Source organism: Candidatus Purcelliella pentastirinorum (assembly GCF_003391335.1).
In the GTDB taxonomy this organism is placed as follows: Bacteria; Pseudomonadota; Gammaproteobacteria; order Enterobacterales; family Enterobacteriaceae; genus Purcelliella; species Purcelliella pentastirinorum.
The window spans coordinates 303007-322162 of record NZ_CP028374.1 but is presented as its reverse complement, the minus strand read 5'-3'; the positions used below and the strand labels follow the sequence as shown (position 1 = coordinate 322162).

Below are 19156 nucleotides of genomic sequence, written 5' to 3'. Positions count from 1 at the left end.
AATCTTAACTTTATAAAATATTTTAAAAAAATAAAACTATAATAAATATATTTTATATATAATCTATTTAAAATAATTTTAATACTTAAAATAACATAAAAATAAAAAAAACTTATAAATAAAACTAAAAAAATAAAATATCTTTAAATAAACCAACTTTTAAATCTGATGCCATATAAATCACTCTATCATCTACAATAACTTTACCATTTGCAATTCCTAAAACTAATCTTCTATTAATAATACGTCTAAAATGAACACAATATGTAACTTTTTTAGTATTAGGTAAAATTTGACCAGTGAATTTAACTTCACCAACTCCTAAAGCTCTTCCTTTCCCTTTATATCCCAACCAACCTAAATAAAAACCAACTAACTGCCACATAGCATCTAAACCTAAACAACCAGGCATAACCGGATCATTAACAAAATGATAATTAAAAAACCATAAATTAGAAAAAATATCTAATTCAGCTTCTACATAACCTTTTTTATAACAACCACCATTATTATTTATTTTGATAATACGATCTACCATTAACATTTTACCAATTGGTAAAGATGGACCATCAGATCCAAATAATCTACCATACCCGGAAGAAATTAAATCATCTTTATTATAAAAACTACGCCTATCAAACATGTAATATCTAAATATTCCATAAATAATAAAATAAAAAAATTAAAATTAAATATATTATTAATAAAAACAAAATTTACTTAATATATAAAAATAAAAAAATTAATAAAAAACAATGATATATTAATATAACTTATATAATACAAGTATATTTTAATATATAAAACAAAAATCTAAAATAAATATCTATTAAAATATTAAGATTCAATTTCAGCACGTAATTTTTTCATCGCACTCCTTTCAAGCTGTCTAACTCGTTCAGCTGATAAACCATAAAAATTAGCTAATTCTTGTAATGTAATCTTTTTGTTATCATTCAACCATCTAGAAAAAATAATATGTTTACTACGATCATCCAAGACTTTCATAGCATGGTTTAATTTATTAGTAGTACTATTTTCCCAATCTTTTTTTTCAAAATAATCAGCAAAATTAGATGTTTTATCTCTTAAATAATACACAGGAGCTAAAGACTTATTATTAATCAACTCATCATCAATAGGTATATCAAACGTAATATCTTGTGCGGACATCCTAGATTCCATCTCACGAACATCTTTTCTACTTACACCTAATTCTTCAGCAACTCTATTTAATTCTTCTTGATTAAACCAACCCATTCTTTTTTTAGTCTTACGTAAATTAAAAAATAATTTACGTTGTGCTTTAGTGGTAGCTACCTTAACAATACGCCAATTCCTTAAAACATATTCATGAATTTCAGCTTTAATCCAATGTACAGCAAAAGACACTAAACGTACACCAATATTAGGATTAAATCTTTTAACGGCTTTCATTAATCCTATATTTCCTTCTTGAATTAAATCAGCTTGCTGTAAACCATAACCAGAATAATTACGCGCTATATGAATTACAAATCGTAAATGTGATAAAATTAATATTTTTGCAGAATTTAAATCACAATGATTATATAATTTTTTAGCTAATACTTGTTCTTTACCTGCAGATAATATCGGCCAAGAATTAGCTGCTTTAATATAGGACTCTAAATTTCCTAAAGGAGAAATAAAAGAAATTTGTAATTCACTATTCATTAAAACCTCGCATATAAAATAAAATTTTGCTGATATAAACATTCAAAAATAATAAAATTTATATTTTTAATAAAAAAATAAATAATTAAATAATAATGATATTATATTACTATATAAATATAATAATCGTAAAATAATAATAAAACTAAAAAATGAAAAAAAACATAAAAATAATACGTATAATAAGTGGTAAATGGAAAGGTAAAAAAATAATAATACCTAATATAAAAAAATTAAAACCTACAAAAGATATTATAAAAGAAACTTTATTTAATTGGATTGAACCATATATCTATAAATCATCCTGTTTAGATTGTTTTGCTGGGAGCGGGTCACTTGGTCTAGAAGCTTTATCAAGAAACGCATCTTCAGTCACATTTTTAGAAAAAAATAAATATATCATAAAAATATTAAAAAAGAATATTAAAAAATTAAAAATATTAAATACAAAAATAATAAATACAAATGCATTAAAATGGATAAAAAAAACTAAAAAAAAATATAATTTAATATTTATAGATCCACCCTTTAAAACAAACTTAATAACACAAATAGTAAAAATAATAAAAATTAATAAATGTCTGAAAAATAAATCTTTAATCTATATAGAAAAAAATAATAAAGACAAAAATATTAAACTTCCTAAAAATTGGGAAATATATAAGACAAAATACACAAAAAATATAACCTATAGCATATATAAAATAAAATAAAAAAAAATAAATTAAATCTTAAAAAAAACATATATGAAACAAAATATATATATATCTAATTATGACAGTAAAAAAATAATAATATTAACACTGGATAATGAAGGAAAATTACATGAAATACAAAATATATACACAAATGGGTACGTACAACCGATAATAATTAATAAAAATAAATTAATATTATATGCAGGCGTAAGATCTAAAAATAAAATTATAACATACAAAATTCAAAAAGATGGAAAATTAGAAGAAATAGAACAAACACCATTATTAATAACATCTAACCATTTAGAAATAGACTATATTAATAATTTGTTATTTGTAACGTCATATAATTATAATTGTATTGATATCTATAAAATATCTAAATATGGAATACCTAAAAAATATAAACAAACTATAAATAAATTACATGGTTGTCATTCAACAAATTTATACCTAAAAAAAAATATATTTTTAATTCCAACATTAAAAGAAGATTGCATATATATATATGAATTAAATAAAAATAAAAAATTAGTACATCATAAACAAATAAAAATAAAAACAAAAAAAAAATCAGGACCTAGACACATGACTTTTCATAATAAAAATGAATATGCTTATTGTATAAATGAATTAGATAGTACAATAAATATTTTAAATCTTAAAAATAAAAACAAAAAAAAAATAAAAATAATACAAACTATAGATACTATGCCATATAAATACAATAAAAAAAGATGGGGTGCAGATATTCATATAACACCAAACAATAAATATCTATATACTTCTGACAGAGCATTAAATATTATAACATCATTTAAAATAAATAAAGAAGGTAATAAAATATCAATAACTGGACACTTTAAAACAGAAACCTGTCCTAGAGCATTTAACATTGATTATTATGGAAAATATCTAATTTCAGTTGGACAAAAAAGTAATTCATTAACCATTTATAAAATTTTAAAAAAAGAAAATGGCAGATTAAGTTATATAAATTGCTATAATACAGGCAATAATCCTATGTGGATAATAACAAATTTAATAAAAAAATAATTATACTTTAATCATAAATAAATATGTCAAATTTATTTAATATAAAATATATAGAATTAAACAATTTTATTATAAATTACTCACTAATTATATTAGGTGAACAAGATATATTATTCTGTCAAATAATCTTATCCAAACACCATTTTTTAAAAATAATTTTTGTACATGAAATAAATTTATTTTATATTCTAATTCTAAAACTCCATACGAACACCTAATATATTAGAATTATAATGGTTAATTAAAGAAAATAAACCTATTTTTATCCAAATATAAATGTTAAAAACTACAATTTCCAATTATTTATATATAATAACTACAACAAATAAACATGCTAAATAATTGATATAATCCATGCATAAAATAACTTACCTTATCAATTATAGCTGCTATTAATTGTAACCGCTAAAATCATAATATCAGCAATAATAACCTTTCCAATACATAAAAAAACAATATTAAAATATTCAAAAACAAAAAATTTATTAGTACGACTAAAACCAGTATAAATTTTATTATAAATCAAAAATATTTCATATTTATTACATAATAATTTTAATTTGTACAAATATTTAGGATGATAAAAATTCATACTACCTATAGCCTAAATAATAAGTTCTAATATTATTGAATAAATTATGATACGTACTTAAAAAAATATCAATCCTATCAAAATATTTTTCTTTCTATTTATCATAAAATCCACATTCAACTTATTAATAAATAATTGAATAAACAAAAAATTTAAATAAATTTTATACATATAATTACTTAAATACGAAATAAACATAACAGAAATCGTATCTACATGATAAAATCGTCTTATACTAATAAAATTATATTGTTCTTAACCTAAAATTTGATCTAATATTATAAAAACATCTTTAATACAACCTAAAGCTAAATAAAACAATATCAGATAAAATATATATTCTAATTAACAAAGTAAAAACTCTAATAACTTTTCACAAAATTTAATTAAAAAAATATATTTAATACCACTGAACATAAAATAAGTAATTTTATCTATCTAATATTTTAAAATATCATTAATAAATTTATTATTATATATATAAATAAAACCTCACCAAGAAAAAATTACATAAATTAATTTATTACCTTTATATAATTTTATATATATATCATATGCATAATCAATCAAATAACAAGTAAAGTAGTAAACATTGAAGTATACAGATGACAAATATACTTTTTATCAAAATTTAAATAAAATTATTTTATAATTAATATTGCAAAAAAGAATAAAAAGTTTTATTTTATAAATAAAATATTATTAATAATATAACAAAACAGGAATAATAATGCACAATATATGGACTATAGATAAAGTTAAAAAATTATTTAATAAATCATTTTTAGATTTAATGTATAAAGCTCAGAAAATACATAGAAAACATTTTGATCCTAATATAATACAGATTAGTATGCTCTTATCAATAAAAACAGGATTATGTCCGGAAGACTGTAAATATTGTTCACAAAGCTCAAGATATAAAACAAATACAAAAATAAATAAATTAATTGATACAAAAAAAATTTTAATTGCAGCAAAAAAAGCAAAAAAAGCAGGATCACAACGTTTTTGCATGGGGGCAGCATGGAGTAATATTAATGACAGAGATATTCCATACTTAGAAAATATAATAAAAAAAATAAAAAAAATAGGTATAGAAACTTGTATGACACTAGGAGGAGTAAACAACAAACAAGCTAAAAAATTAGCAAAAGCAGGATTAGATTTTTATAACCATAATTTAGACACATCACCAAAATTTTATAAAAAAATTATAACCACTAGAAAATATCAAGATCGAATAGATACTATTAATAATATAAGTAATGCTGGAATAAAAATATGTTCAGGAGGTATTATTGGGCTAGGAGAATCAATAGAAGATAGAGCTAATTTATTAATACAATTAGCAAATCTTAAAAAACAACCAACAAGCATACCTATAAATATGCTGGTAAATATTAAAGGAACACCCTTAGAAAAAAATAAAATAATAGACCCATTTGATTTTATACGTATGATAGCAGTAACAAGAATAATGATGCAAAAATCATATGTAAGATTATCTGCTGGAAGAGAAAAAATGAACGAACAAACACAAGCCATGTGTTTTATGGCAGGTGCCAATTCAATATTTTATGGTTGTAAATTACTAACAACAAAAAACAATTCTCAAAAAAAAGATAATAAATTATTTAATAAATTAGGAATAAATAAATATAAAAAACAAAAAATAAAAAAAATAGAAAAAAAAACAAAAACTCTTTATTACAATGCTGCATTATAAATTTATGAACTTATATATAAAAATAATAAATAAAATAATAAAAAAAATCTACACACATATATTACTAAATAAAATATCAACTCAAGATTTATACAAATTATGAAAAAAAATATATAAATTTTTCTAATAAAAATTATTTAGTATTAAATCATGAAAAAAATCATTTAAAAATGAAGATAGGGTGTTGAAATAAATATAATTAGATAAAGATAATCTCATTATATTAATAAACATAGCATAAAAAATAAATTATTTAAAAAAAACAACTAAATAGTTAAATTATAAAAAAATTATATTATTCGCCTCAGGATACGCAACAAGATAAACTGTAATTATGTCGCTTATACAAAAAAAAGATTTAATAATCGCTGATAAATTATAAATACTTCTATTATAAATACAACAATCAATAGTAAAGTAAAACTTTGCATATTTAATATAACAAAATAAAAAACTTAAAAAAATTTTATCATCAAGTTAAAAAAATAAAATATTAACAATAACAAAAGATACATTTAATATAGATAATGTTATTCCAAAATTAAAATTTTATCATAAACTAACAAAAACAATATATTACTTATGATTGATAAAATACATGTAATTGAAATTAATAAATTATAATAAAGAGATACATGTTGAGAAAATAATATAAAATCTGAAAATTAACTATGACATTCAATAAAGGCTTTTAATATCAATGACACTGCTGTATTAAATAATAAAGATATAGGAGAATATTTAAAATAATTTTCTAAAAATTTTATTTACAATACAACTATATAAACAACAAAAATAAATACCTTAAAATATTGTTAAAATATATAAAAAAAGATAAAAATAAAAAAAATAAAAAAAATAATAAATTATATAGCAAAAAAATAACATTAATATTTCTAAAAATAATGAATGCAACAAGATCTATAAAAAAATAGAAACGAATTATTTATATAATAAAAATAATAAAAATATATTTATAAAAAATAAATTTAATAAAAATTATATTAATACACTGAAAAATATGATAAAAAATCACTACTAGGTTACTCTATATACATAATAAAATAGAAATAAATGAAATAAAATTAAAACTATCCATATAAAAATAAAACTTCAATAATATTTTTTCAAAACTAATACAGCATTAGTTCCACCAAAACCAAAACTATTTGACATAATTGTATTTAAAAATACACGTCTTGTTTCTAAAACAACATCAATATCTTTAGCTAAATCTTCCATATTTTTAATATTAATACTAGGAGCAATAAAATTATTTTCCAACATTAAAATAGAATAAATAATTTCGTGAACGCCAGAAGCACCTAATGAATGACCAGTCATAGACTTTGTAGAAGATATTGGAGGAATATTTTTACCAAAAACAGTACGAATAGAATATAATTCTTTAGTATCACCAATAATAGTAGATGTACCATGAGTATTTATATAATCAACACCAACATCTAAATCTTTCATAGCCATATTCATGCAACGAACAGCACCATCACCTGATGGAACTACCATATCATAACCATCAGATGTAGCCCCATAACCAATAATTTCAGCATATATATGAGAATCACGACTTAAAGCATGTTGCAATTCTTCTATGACTACAATACCAGCACCACCAGAGATAACAAAACCATCTCTATTTTTATCATATGTTCTAGAAGCTATACTAGGATTATGATTATATTTAGTAGATAATGCTCCCATAGCATCAAATTCACAAGCAAGTTCCCAACTCAATTCCTCTGCACCACCTGCAAAAATAATATCCTGCTTATCATTTTGTATTTGTTCATAAGCATTTCCAATACAATGTGCTGAAGTTGCACAAGCAGAACTAATAGAAAAATTTAAACCATATATTTTAAAAGGAGTAGCCAGACAAGCAGAAACACCGGATGCCATAGCTTTAGTCACCATATATGGTCCTAAAGATTTTATACCTCTAGGACTACGAACAGCATCAGCACTATAAACTTGAGACTTAGGAGATCCACCACCAGATCCTACTATAATACCAACTCTAGGATTATTTTGATACATATTAGCAGATAAACAAGAATCAGATATAGCTTGTTTCATAGATAAATATGCATAGATAGATGCATCACTCATAAATCTTAATATTTTACGTTCAATTAATCCCTTAATATCTAAATCTATGTAACCCCAAACATTACTACGTAAACCAACATCTTTCATTACTTGAGAATAAATAATTCCTGAACAACTATTTGTTAATGAATATAAAACATCATTTTTATTATTACCAATACTTGAAACTATACCTATACCTGTTATTACCACACGTTTCATTTAAAATACCTCATTATATATAAAATAATTTTTTTAAAAAGCAACGTGCTCATAAATATAAACCTTTCACCTCAAATAAAATAGATATTTAACGAAAACTATAAATATTATTAAAATTGTTATTTTATCAAATTAATAAAATAAATTATCTATATAAGAAATAATATACTATTATATATATAAAATATATAATATTTACTTTTTTATTTAAAATTTATTTATATCATAAATAAATTAATTTTATTAATATCCTTCAAAATAATTATAAATTAAAATTATTAAATATATATATAAATATTTATTTTATTTTCCAAATACTACGATGTAAACTATCTTCTACAACAACACCTAAAGAATACAATTTATTTCTAATTTTATCAGCGATAGACCAATTACAAGATCTACGAGCATTATCACGCTTTAAAATTAATTTTTTAATTAAATTATATTTTTTATCATTATTTTTAAAATTTATTTTTTTATTTAATTTTAAAAAACGAATACCTAATATAGAAAATAATTCAATCAAACGACTTGATAACTTATTAGCTATTAAAAAATTATTTTTTTTCTTAAAAATATTTATCTCATCAACTAATTCAAATAATATAGAAATTACTTTAGGTATATTAAAATCATCATTCATTGCTTGACAAAATCTAATTTTAAAATCATCTTCAGAAAAAGTAGACACTAAATAATTAGTACCATATAAAGCATTATATATTTTTTTCAAAGAATTTTTAGCATTATATATATTATCATCATTATAATATAATATATTTCTATAATGAGAAGATATTAAAAAATATCTTAAACAATCAACACTATATTTAGATAATATATACTTCAAATTAAAAAAATTTCCATTAGATTTTGAAATTTTTTTTTTATCAAAAATAACTAATCCTGTATGCATCCAATAATTAACATAACCATTATTATATGCACAAATCGATTGTGCAATTTCATTTTCATGATGAGGAAAAATTAAATCACTACCTCCACCATGTATATCATAATGAACACCTAAATATTTTTGACTAATTGCAGAACATTCAATATGCCATCCTGGACGACCAAATCCCCAAGGGGAATTCCATATACATTCACCATAATCAACTCTCTTCCATAAAACAAAATCAGAAAAATTATTTTTTGAATAATTATATCTAATTCTATTTTTCAACAATTTTAAATTTTGACCAGATAAATAACCATATCTAGAATAAGAATCTATAGAAAATAATACATCACCATTTTTAGCTAAATAAGCATATTTTTTCTTTAATAATATAATAATTAAATCAATTATACATTTAATATTATCAGTTACTCTAGGTTCCAAATCTGGAGATAAAATATTAAGATTACAAAAATCATAACTCATTTCTAAAATCATACGATTAGTCAAAGAAAATACTGATTCTTCATTTTCCTTAGCTTTATTTAAAATTTTATTATCGATATCAGTAATATTACGAACATATTTAACATTATAACCAATAAATCGTAAATATCTAACCATAATATCAAAAAATACAAAAGTACGAGCATGACCTACATGACATAAGTCATATACTGTTGATCCACACACATATAAATTTATATTACCATTACAAATGGCTTTAAATTTCTCTTTTTTTTTACTTAATGTATTATATATTTTTAACATAAACAATAAAATCACTATCTTAATTAAACAATATTAACCTATATAATAAATAAATTGTAAAATTCATATTAATTATACATTAAATATGTATTTTTTTTAAAATTTAAAAAAATCAAATTATATGTGATATAAAATAAAAAAATAGATTAATAATCACATATTTATTAAATTATACTTACTAGCTATTAAAGTATTTTTCATTACTGTAGCAACAGTTATCACGCCTACACCTCCTGGGACAGGAGTAATATGAGATGCTCTATATAAAGCAGAGATAAAATCAACATCACCTACTATCTTACCATTATCTAATAAATTAATACCTACATCAATAACAATTGCTCCTGATTTAATCCAACTACCATGAATAAAACAAGATTTTCCTATAGCAACAATCAATAAATCTGCATTCTTTAAATAAAAACGCAAATTATTGGTATAACGATTCGTAATAGTAACAGTACAACCAATTAATAATAATTCTATACCTATAGGTTTGCCAACAATATCAGAAGCTCCTACAATAACAACATTTAAACCGTATGTATTAATATTTAAATATTTAATGATACTAATAACACCACTAGATGCACAAGGTCGTAATTTTGATTTATTAAAATATAAACAACCAATATTATAAGGATTCAATCCATCAACATCTTTAAAAATAGATATATTTTCTAAAATTTTAACAGTATTAATAATTTTAGGAAGAGGTAATTGAATTAATATTCCATCTACATTAATATTATTATTTAACTTATCTATTAAAAATAATAACTCTTTTTCACTAACAAAATTAGAAAATTTATGAATATTACAAATAATACCAATATCTTTACAAACCAAATATTTATTCTTTACATATAAATTAGAAGCTATATCATCGCCAACTAAAATTACATCAAGACGAGGAGAACGTATTTTATTTTCCTGATAAAAAGATAATTTTTTTATAACCTTTGATAAAATATCATCAGCTATAAATTTACAATTAATAATCTTTGCTATCATATAAATTATACTTTCAATATTAGTAAAAAACAATTTTTAAAAAAAATAATACTTAATACAATTTCTATTATATAAATAATATATTTAGTTAAAATTAAATGGATAAAATATAAAAAAAGAATATTATATATAATTTAAAAAAAATAACTAATCAAATTAAACTTAATAAAATAAAAAACTTAAAATTAAAAAAATCTTATAAATAATATCTTAATAAAAAAAACATTAAATCCTTAAAATACATGTAAAAATTTTAAATCAAAAAATAATAATTACTAAAAATTAAATAAAATATTCAATAAAACCATTAAAAATATTTACTTAACATTTAAAGATTTACTTAAATATTTTGATATAAGTAATTTTTCTTTTTCATTAAGAAATATACCTAATTTTGTACGTCTCCAAATTACATCATCTAATTTTTTTGCCCATTCATATTTAATTAAGTAATCTAACTCAACTTGATATAAAACATTACCAAAATGTTCTCCTAAATCATCTAAACTATTAACACCTTTTAAAATATCATTACTAGAAGTACCATATGTTCTAGAATAATGATAAGAAATATCTTTTGTTAAAAATGGATACATAATACATAATTTATTAGAATAATCTTCGATTGAATCCCCTATATCACCACCAGAAAGTATACAATTTTTAGTCCAAGATGGCTTCATATTTATATAATATTTAGATAATTTATTTAAAGAAAATTCTGCTAATTTACGATATGTAGTCAATTTACCACCAAAAATAGATAATAACGGAGCAGTTCCATTATCATCCTGTACATCAATTAAATAATCACGAGTAACAGACTGAGGAGAAGATGTTTTATTACCCCATAATGGTCTAACCCCTGAATAAGTCCAAACTATATCAGTTTTTTTTAAAGTTTTACAAAAATATTTATTATATACATTTAATAAATAATTTATCTCATCATCATTAATAGTTACACCAATAGGATCATCTTTATATTCTACATCAGTAGTACCAATTATAGAAAATTTATTTAACCAAGGAATAACAAATACAATTCTATTGTCATCATTTTGTAAAATATAAGCTTGCTTTTGATTAGATAATATTGGTATAACTATATGACTACCCTTAATCAAACGAACATTATAAGGAGATTTTAAATTTAATACATCATTAAAACATTGCTTTACCCAAGGGCCAGTAGCATTGACTAATCCTTTGCAATAATAATGATTAATTTCACCTGTATTACTATCTTTAACTTTAACCTTCCAAATTCCTGATATACGACGAGCTTTTATTACCTCAACTCCTGTTAAAACTTCACCACCATGTTTCAATACCTCCAAAGCATTTAAAACAACTAAACGTGAATCATCAACCCAACAATCAAAATACTCAAAACCACGATATATTTTAGAAATAAATCCTAATTTAGGATCACACCGTAAACTTGAACTAGAAGGTAAATTATTTCTCTTACTTAACCTATCGTATATAAATAAACCCAAACGAATCAACCAAGCAGAACGAAAATTAGGTAAATAAGGTAAAAAAAATTTTATTGGAAAAATAATATGAGGAGCCATTTTTAACAAAACTTCCCTTTCAGCCAATGCTTCTCTAACAAGTCTAAACTCATAATATTCAAGGTATCTCAATCCACCATGAATTAATTTAGAACTGGCAGATGAAGTAGCATAAGCTAAATCAAATTTTTCTAATAATAAAACAGATAACCCTCTACCTGCAGCATCAGCAGCAATTCCAGCACCATTTATTCCACCACCAACAACTATCAAATCTTTTGTTTTCACAAAATACCTTAATATACATAAAATAAAGATTTTTATTTAGTTTAATAAATTCTATCAAAATTTATAATAACAAATTAATTATTTTTTTTATATAAAAAAATATAATCAATTCTAATTATTAATAAAAAGAACGTTTATGTCTTATATGATCTGTAATGTCCAAAACACCACGTAATTCAGGAACATATTTTAACAATTTTGATTCAATATTATCCTTTAACGTATAATTAACCATAGAACAACCATTACAACCACCAGTAAATTTAACAACTACATATTTATCCTTAGTAATTCTAACTAATTTTATATTACCACCATGTAAAATAAGTTGAGGTACTATTTTATTTATCAAAAAATATTTAACCTTATCTTTTAATGATAAATCATCAAATAAACCTTTAATAAATGGAGCATATATAATTAATTTAGAATCAATATCATTTACTTCTAAATCTATTTTTGCATCTTTTAAATAAGGTATGCTTGCATAATCAATATATACCAATAATTTAGAAAAAGTAAATAAAATATCATCTTTCTTTAAACCCTTAGCATCACAAAAAATAATAGAACATTCAGCATCTAAAGTGTTTATATTAGAAATAAATATTCTAATATAATTATATTTCGTTTGCATAGATAATAATTCTATAAAATGATTTAATGCGGAACCAGTAATATCAATCATATAAAACCCATATAAATTTAAAATAAACATCAGTAAAAACATCATATCATCATGATATTTGATATAAAATACAAATATAAATATTTTTATAAAATATATCTTAATATTAATAATTAAAATATAATTTTAAAAAAATGGAAACATTGTACTTTAAAACAATTGAAAAAAATAATACCAATTTAATATTAATACATAATTGAAAAACAAATTATAAAATATGAAAAAATAATATCAAAATTAAAAAAATATTTTAAACTATATCTAATAGATTTACCAAATCATGATAAAAATATAAAATTAAAAAATATAAATGAAATAGAAAAAATAATATATAACATTATCTCTATGTATACCTAATAACACCATTATAGTAGAATGATCTATGATAGAATTATAGCTAATAAAATTTATTTATAAAATTCTATAATAATTAATTTTAACATCAATATCACCATGTTTTACTAAAAAAAAAAAAAAATAGTCTGTAATCAAATTAAAAACATTATAATTATTTAAAATTAATCTAAAAAAAAATATTAAAAAATGATAAATATTTTACATAATTCATTACTTTTAAATAAAAAAATAAAAACAAATAATATTTTTATAAAAAGAATACTTTAATTAAAACCAAAAAGTATAAAAAATACAAATATAAAACATGAATTAATTAAAATTACAGTACAAATATATATAGAAAAAAAATAATATAATTTTAAAAAAATCTACACATAAATTAAATAAATTATATTTAAATAATATATCAATAATTATACTTAATACTGCAAATACACTTTTTATTTAACAATATAAACTAACTTGTAAACAAATTATCAAATTTAAAAAATCTATAAAAAAAACACAAGAAATAACATATCATAAATAAAATAACCAAATATAATTTTTTTAAAAAAAGAAATATAATGTAAATAATTAGAAAACCATTTTATAATACATTTAAAAAAAGGAATAATTTTAGAATTTTTCCATAATGAATATTTAAATAATTCAGTAAACGTATTAATAAAATATATACCTACAGTAACAATTAAAATACCCTTTATTATACCAAAAATAAGACCTAATTTTTTATCAATTTTTACTAAATGAATTTTTTTTATAATAAAATATATAAAATAATTGAATAAAGAACCACAAATAAATATAAAAATTGAAATTAATAAAATTGAAATAATATTTCTAAAAAATTCTTCTTTTATACCAATAAACAAAGAACCAATAAATTTATAATACATCTTTACAATAAAAAAAGCTAAAATATAAGTAAAAATTGATAATATTTCATTTGTAAAACCTTTCATTAAACTAAAAAAAGCAGATAATAAAATTATAACAAATATAAAATAATCAATTAAATTCATAAATCATTATCCTTATCTTAATAAATAATAAAATTAAATTTATATAATAAATATAAATATAAAAAATACTTAATTAAAACAAATAAAGAAATTACTCTATAAATTTATAGGCTTAGGTAAATGCATAATTTTAGCTAATAAATTAGATAATTTACATCTCATATCTTGACGACGAATAATCATATCTATGGCACCCTTATCTATCAAAAATTCACTACGCTGAAAACCCTTGGGTAATTTACTACCTAAAGTTTGCTCAATAACCCTAGGCCCAGCAAAACCAATTAAAGCTTTAGGTTCCGCAACAATAATATCACCCAGCATAGCAAAACTAGCAGACACCCCACCCATAGTAGGATCAGTAAGAACAGAAATATATGGAAGTTTACTTTTCTTCATCTTTCCTAAAACAGCACTAATCTTTGCCATTTGCATTAAAGAAAATAATGCTTCCTGCATTCTAGCTCCACCGCTAGAAGAAAAAGAAATTAAGGGACAAGATAATTTTATAGCATACTGTACAGCATAAAGAAAACGATTACCAACAACACATCCCATTGAACCACCCATAAAAGAAAATTCACCAGCAACAGATATAACAGGAATACCACAAAGCACACCTTTAACAGATATTAAAGCATCTTTTTCACCAGTACTTTTTTTGGCTTCTATTAAACGATCTCTATATCTTTTACTATCACGAAAACGTAATATATCCTTAGGAGAAAAATGATCACCAATTTCAATAAAACTATCATTATCCAAAAAATTTTTTAATCTCTCTCTTGCTCTTATTTTCATATGATAATCACAATATGGACATACTCTTAAATTACTTTGTAATTCAGCAACATATAAAACATGTTCACAATTAGCACATTTTGTCCATACACCTTCAGGTATACTAGATTTATTTGATAAAACTAAATTTTTTTTCTTAAGAATATTTCTAATCCAACTCATAAACATTTAATATATTTAATTATAATTTTATATATAAATCAAACATATATATAAAATAAAAAAAATCAATTAAAAAATAAAAAAAAATAAATCAATAAATAATAATTGATAATTAAAACCCAAAAATATAATTTTAATAAATAAAAAATATTATTTTATTTTTATTAAATAGAATAAAAAATAATTAATCTATAAATATTTAATAGTAAGTAACCTAAAAAAAAATATATAATTATATAATATTAACAATATAAAAAAAAAAAATGAATCAAAAATATTTTTATACAGATAATATAAACCCAATAATACTACATCTTGGACCAATAAAAATATATTGGTATGGTTTAATGTATTACATAAGTTTTTTATTTATCTATCACATTATTATAAATAAAAATAATAAAATATTATTTTATCATAAAATAAACAAAAAAAACTTAGAAAATTTATTATACTACGGTTTCATAAATACAATTATTGGAGGAAGATTAGGATATGAATTTATTTATAATGCAAAAATATTTTTTAAAAATCCATTAATTTTATTTGAAATATGGAGAGGAGGAATGTCATTTCATGGAGGAATGATAGGAGCAATAATTTATATTTTATATTTTAGTAAAAAAAATAATTATAATTTTTTTTCTATAACAAATTTAATAGTACCTTTAATTCCTATAGGATTAGGCGCAGGAAGAATCGGTAATTTTATTAACGGAGAACTATGGGGTAGAGTAACATATAACATACCATGGGCAGTTATATTTCCAAATTCTTATGATGAAGATAAATTATTTATTGAAACATATCCAAAATGGAAAACAATATTTAATACTTATGGAGCATTACCTAGGCATCCATCACAAATATATGAATTTATATTAGAAGGAATAATACTATTTATTATATTAAATAGTATTAAAAAAAAGAATAATAATAATATATCAGCAATATTTTTAATTAATTACAGCCTTATTAGAATAATTGTTGAAATATTTAGACAACCTGATATACAAATTGGGTTTTTCTATAATACTTTTACTCTAGGACAAATATTATCAATACCTATGTTATTATCTGGTATAATTATATTGTATAAATATAATAAATAAAAAAAAATGGAACAATACTTAAAATTAATAAAAAAGATACTAAATAAAGGATCATTAAAATATGATCGTACCGGTGTAGGTACAATCTCAATTTTTGGATATAAAATGATATTTAATCTACAAAAAGGATTTCCTTTAATAACTACTAAAAAATGCAATTTTCGTTCTGTGATATACGAATTATTATGGTTTCTAACTGGAAATACAAATGTTAAAAAACTAAATAAAAAAAATATACATATATGGGATAATTGGGCAGATAAAAACGGTAATCTTGGACCTATATACGGCAAGCAATGGAGAAAATGGATAAACAATAATGGAGAACAAATTGATCAAATAAAAAATATAATAAAAGAATTAAAAACAAATAAAGATTCAAGAAGACTAATAGTATCAACATGGAATGTAGGTGAACTTAAAGAAATGTCTTTGCAACCTTGTCATATTTTATTTCAATTATACGTAAATAAAAAAAAATTATCTTGCCAATTGTATCAAAGATCATGTGATGTATTTCTAGGATTACCTTTTAATATTGCAAGCTATGCTTTATTAATACATATGTTTGCACAACAGACTGATTTAATAGTTGATAAATTAATATGGATAGGAGGTGATACACATATATATCTAAATCATATTAATCAAATAAAATTACAAATACAAAGAAATCCCAAAAAATTACCAAAATTAGAAATAATAAGAAAACCATTTTCGATATTTGAATATAAATATAAAGATTTCAAAATAAAAAATTATAATCCATACCCAGCAATATATGCAAAGATAGCAATCTAATAAATAAAAATAAAACTAATTATTAATTTTATTAATAGATCTCTTATATCTTAATATATTTAATATTTCAACAATAATAGAAAAAAACATAGAAAAATAAATATATTTCTTAGATATATAAAAACAAAAACTTTCTAATATTAAAGAAATACTTATAAATAAAACAAAAACTAAAGATAACATTTTAATAGAAGAATTAGAATTAATAAATTTACTAATAGTATCTACAAAAATAAAAATAATAAAAACTGAAAAAATAATAGATATTATTATAATAGATAAATAGTTAGAAATACCAATAGCTACAATTACAGAATCTAAACTAAAAATAATATCTAAAAATAGAATTTGTAAAACAGTATTACCAAAAGAAGGAAAACATATTTTATTCTTTAAATTTTTACTATTGATAAATTCATAGATTTCCATTAAAGATTTCCATAATAAAAAAAATCCACCAAAAAATAAAAATAAATCATAAATAGAAAAATGATGATTAATTAAAAAAAATATTGAATTTGTAAAATTAATAATCCATATAATAGAAATTAAAAATAATATACGTAAAAATAAACCACCTATCAATCCTAATAATCTAGCACTACCTTGCTGATTTTTAGGTAACTTAGAAATCAACAAAGATAAAAATATTATATTATCAAAACTAAGAATAATTTCCAAAATAGTTAATGTTCCTAAATCTGTTAAAGCATTAGAATCAAAAATCCAATAAACCATCCTATGAATTACCTTTAAATTAATTATTTTACAAATAAATATTTAAATTTTATAATTAAAATTACGAAATAAAATTTGTTTTGTAAAAGATTTTCTTAAATAAAAACTTTTAGGATTAACCATAATAATTTTACCATCATTACCAATAGCATTTGTTAAACAATTTGAATTCTTAGCTTTAGATTTAATATATAAGATATTCCCATAAATTGAATCTAATTTTTCTATTTCACCTAAAATAATAAAATTCATAATTTCTTCCCAATCTATTTTAAGCAATTTTTTTTCAACACAATTAGGACTCCAAATAATTGGTAAACCAATACGCTTATCTAAAATAGACATTCTTCTACAATTTTCCACGGGAATCCACAATACACGAGAAATTTTATTCTTAACATAACTAGATTTCCAAGAATAATCAAAATTACCAATTAATTTAGCAGAACAAACAAAAGTATCTTCAACAGGAAAACCCAAATTATTTACTGGTATAGTTTTTAATTCTAAACCAATATCAAAAAAATCTTGTTTAGCATAATTATTATTAATTAATCCTAAAAAACATTCTATTAATTTACCAACTAAACCTTTATCAAATTTTAAAGAAGTTACTAAGGATATATTTTTATTAAATAATATTTCTTTAATTGTAAATCCAGCTAATGATTTCAATTTATCAATTAACTCATCCTCATGCATATATAAATTATAACAAAAAATATACTATTTTATAATAAAATATATAAAATATATTTCAATAAATGAAATAATAAAAAAAATATATCTATAAATAAACAAAAATCTATAATTATTTTATTATAAAATTAAAATATGATATAATTTCAATTAGTTTATAATCTATTAAATTAAT

17 protein-coding genes are annotated in these 19156 nt (G+C 20.6%); 5 read left to right on the top strand and 12 right to left on the bottom strand.

From position 1 onward, the window contains the following. Nucleotides 1–124 precede the first annotated feature (124 nt). Both fabA and rpoH read right to left on the bottom strand, forming a co-directional pair. Nucleotides 125–643: a bifunctional 3-hydroxydecanoyl-ACP dehydratase/trans-2-decenoyl-ACP isomerase gene (gene fabA / locus C9I82_RS01560; protein WP_115956101.1), complete on the bottom strand. Its 519-nt coding sequence runs from the start codon at nucleotides 641–643 to the stop codon at nucleotides 125–127. A 194-nt stretch (nucleotides 644–837) separates the two neighbouring features. Then, nucleotides 838–1695: an RNA polymerase sigma factor RpoH gene (gene rpoH / locus C9I82_RS01555; protein WP_115956100.1), complete on the bottom strand. Its 858-nt coding sequence runs from the start codon at nucleotides 1693–1695 to the stop codon at nucleotides 838–840. A gap of 152 nt (nucleotides 1696–1847) precedes the next feature. Between rpoH and rsmD the strand changes: the two genes are divergently transcribed. Together rsmD and pgl are read left to right on the top strand one after the other, a co-directional pair. After that, nucleotides 1848–2408 (top strand): 16S rRNA (guanine(966)-N(2))-methyltransferase RsmD, encoded by a 561-nt coding sequence (gene rsmD, locus C9I82_RS01550; RefSeq protein ID WP_115956099.1) that lies wholly within the window; start codon nucleotides 1848–1850, stop codon nucleotides 2406–2408. A gap of 33 nt (nucleotides 2409–2441) precedes the next feature. After that, nucleotides 2442–3449 carry a 6-phosphogluconolactonase gene (gene pgl, locus C9I82_RS01545; RefSeq protein WP_115956098.1) on the top strand — a complete coding sequence of 336 codons (1008 nt, stop codon included), beginning with the start codon at nucleotides 2442–2444 and terminating at the stop codon, nucleotides 3447–3449. Nucleotides 3450–3825: 376 nt separating this feature from the next. Here pgl and C9I82_RS01540 read toward each other — a convergent pair whose 3' ends face one another. Continuing rightward, a complete protein-coding gene (locus C9I82_RS01540; protein WP_115956097.1) occupies nucleotides 3826–4041 on the bottom strand; it encodes an aminotransferase class III-fold pyridoxal phosphate-dependent enzyme in 216 nt (71 codons plus the stop codon). Between the two features lie 730 nt (nucleotides 4042–4771). Between C9I82_RS01540 and bioB the strand changes: the two genes are divergently transcribed. Continuing rightward, entirely contained in the window at nucleotides 4772–5770 is a 999-nt protein-coding gene (gene bioB, locus C9I82_RS01535) for a biotin synthase BioB (RefSeq protein ID WP_115956096.1), read from the top strand. 1113 nt (nucleotides 5771–6883) lie between these two features. Here the strand turns inward: bioB and fabB are convergent. The 7 genes from fabB to accD all read right to left on the bottom strand — a co-directional run bounded on the left by fabB (nucleotide 6884) and on the right by accD (nucleotide 15631). Beyond that, a complete protein-coding gene (gene fabB / locus C9I82_RS01530) occupies nucleotides 6884–8101 on the bottom strand; it encodes a beta-ketoacyl-ACP synthase I (protein ID WP_115956095.1) in 1218 nt (405 codons plus the stop codon). 298 nt (nucleotides 8102–8399) lie between these two features. Next, nucleotides 8400–9776 carry a cysteine--tRNA ligase gene (gene cysS / locus C9I82_RS01525; protein WP_115956094.1) on the bottom strand — a complete coding sequence of 459 codons (1377 nt, stop codon included), beginning with the start codon at nucleotides 9774–9776 and terminating at the stop codon, nucleotides 8400–8402. A 153-nt stretch (nucleotides 9777–9929) separates the two neighbouring features. Further along, on the bottom strand, nucleotides 9930–10790 hold the full coding sequence (gene folD, locus C9I82_RS01520; RefSeq protein WP_115956093.1) for a bifunctional methylenetetrahydrofolate dehydrogenase/methenyltetrahydrofolate cyclohydrolase FolD: 861 nt from the start codon (nucleotides 10788–10790) through the stop codon (nucleotides 9930–9932). 317 nt (nucleotides 10791–11107) lie between these two features. Beyond that, nucleotides 11108–12598 carry a glycerol-3-phosphate dehydrogenase gene (gene glpD, locus C9I82_RS01515; protein WP_115956092.1) on the bottom strand — a complete coding sequence of 497 codons (1491 nt, stop codon included), beginning with the start codon at nucleotides 12596–12598 and terminating at the stop codon, nucleotides 11108–11110. Nucleotides 12599–12716: 118 nt separating this feature from the next. Further along, nucleotides 12717–13286: a NifU family protein gene (locus tag C9I82_RS01510; protein ID WP_162859730.1), complete on the bottom strand. Its 570-nt coding sequence runs from the start codon at nucleotides 13284–13286 to the stop codon at nucleotides 12717–12719. Nucleotides 13287–14134: 848 nt separating this feature from the next. After that, nucleotides 14135–14668 (bottom strand): CvpA family protein, encoded by a 534-nt coding sequence (locus C9I82_RS01505; RefSeq protein WP_115956090.1) that lies wholly within the window; start codon nucleotides 14666–14668, stop codon nucleotides 14135–14137. A gap of 96 nt (nucleotides 14669–14764) precedes the next feature. Further along, entirely contained in the window at nucleotides 14765–15631 is an 867-nt protein-coding gene (gene accD / locus C9I82_RS01500; RefSeq protein WP_115956251.1) for an acetyl-CoA carboxylase, carboxyltransferase subunit beta, read from the bottom strand. 263 nt (nucleotides 15632–15894) lie between these two features. Between accD and lgt the strand changes: the two genes are divergently transcribed. Together lgt and thyA are read left to right on the top strand one after the other, a co-directional pair. Then, nucleotides 15895–16743, top strand: a complete 849-nt coding sequence (gene lgt / locus C9I82_RS01495; RefSeq protein WP_115956089.1) for a prolipoprotein diacylglyceryl transferase — start codon at nucleotides 15895–15897, stop codon at nucleotides 16741–16743. 6 nt (nucleotides 16744–16749) lie between these two features. Next, nucleotides 16750–17544, top strand: coding sequence for a thymidylate synthase (thyA, locus tag C9I82_RS01490; RefSeq protein ID WP_115956088.1), 795 nt, complete (start codon nucleotides 16750–16752; stop codon nucleotides 17542–17544). A gap of 15 nt (nucleotides 17545–17559) precedes the next feature. On the opposite strand, the gene C9I82_RS01485 is transcribed toward thyA, so the two are convergent. Continuing rightward, nucleotides 17560–18282, bottom strand: a complete 723-nt coding sequence (locus C9I82_RS01485; RefSeq protein WP_115956087.1) for a TerC family protein — start codon at nucleotides 18280–18282, stop codon at nucleotides 17560–17562. A gap of 42 nt (nucleotides 18283–18324) precedes the next feature. Beyond that, entirely contained in the window at nucleotides 18325–18984 is a 660-nt protein-coding gene (gene mutH, locus C9I82_RS01480) for a DNA mismatch repair endonuclease MutH (RefSeq protein WP_115956086.1), read from the bottom strand. Between the last annotated feature and the right edge of the window lie 172 nt (nucleotides 18985–19156).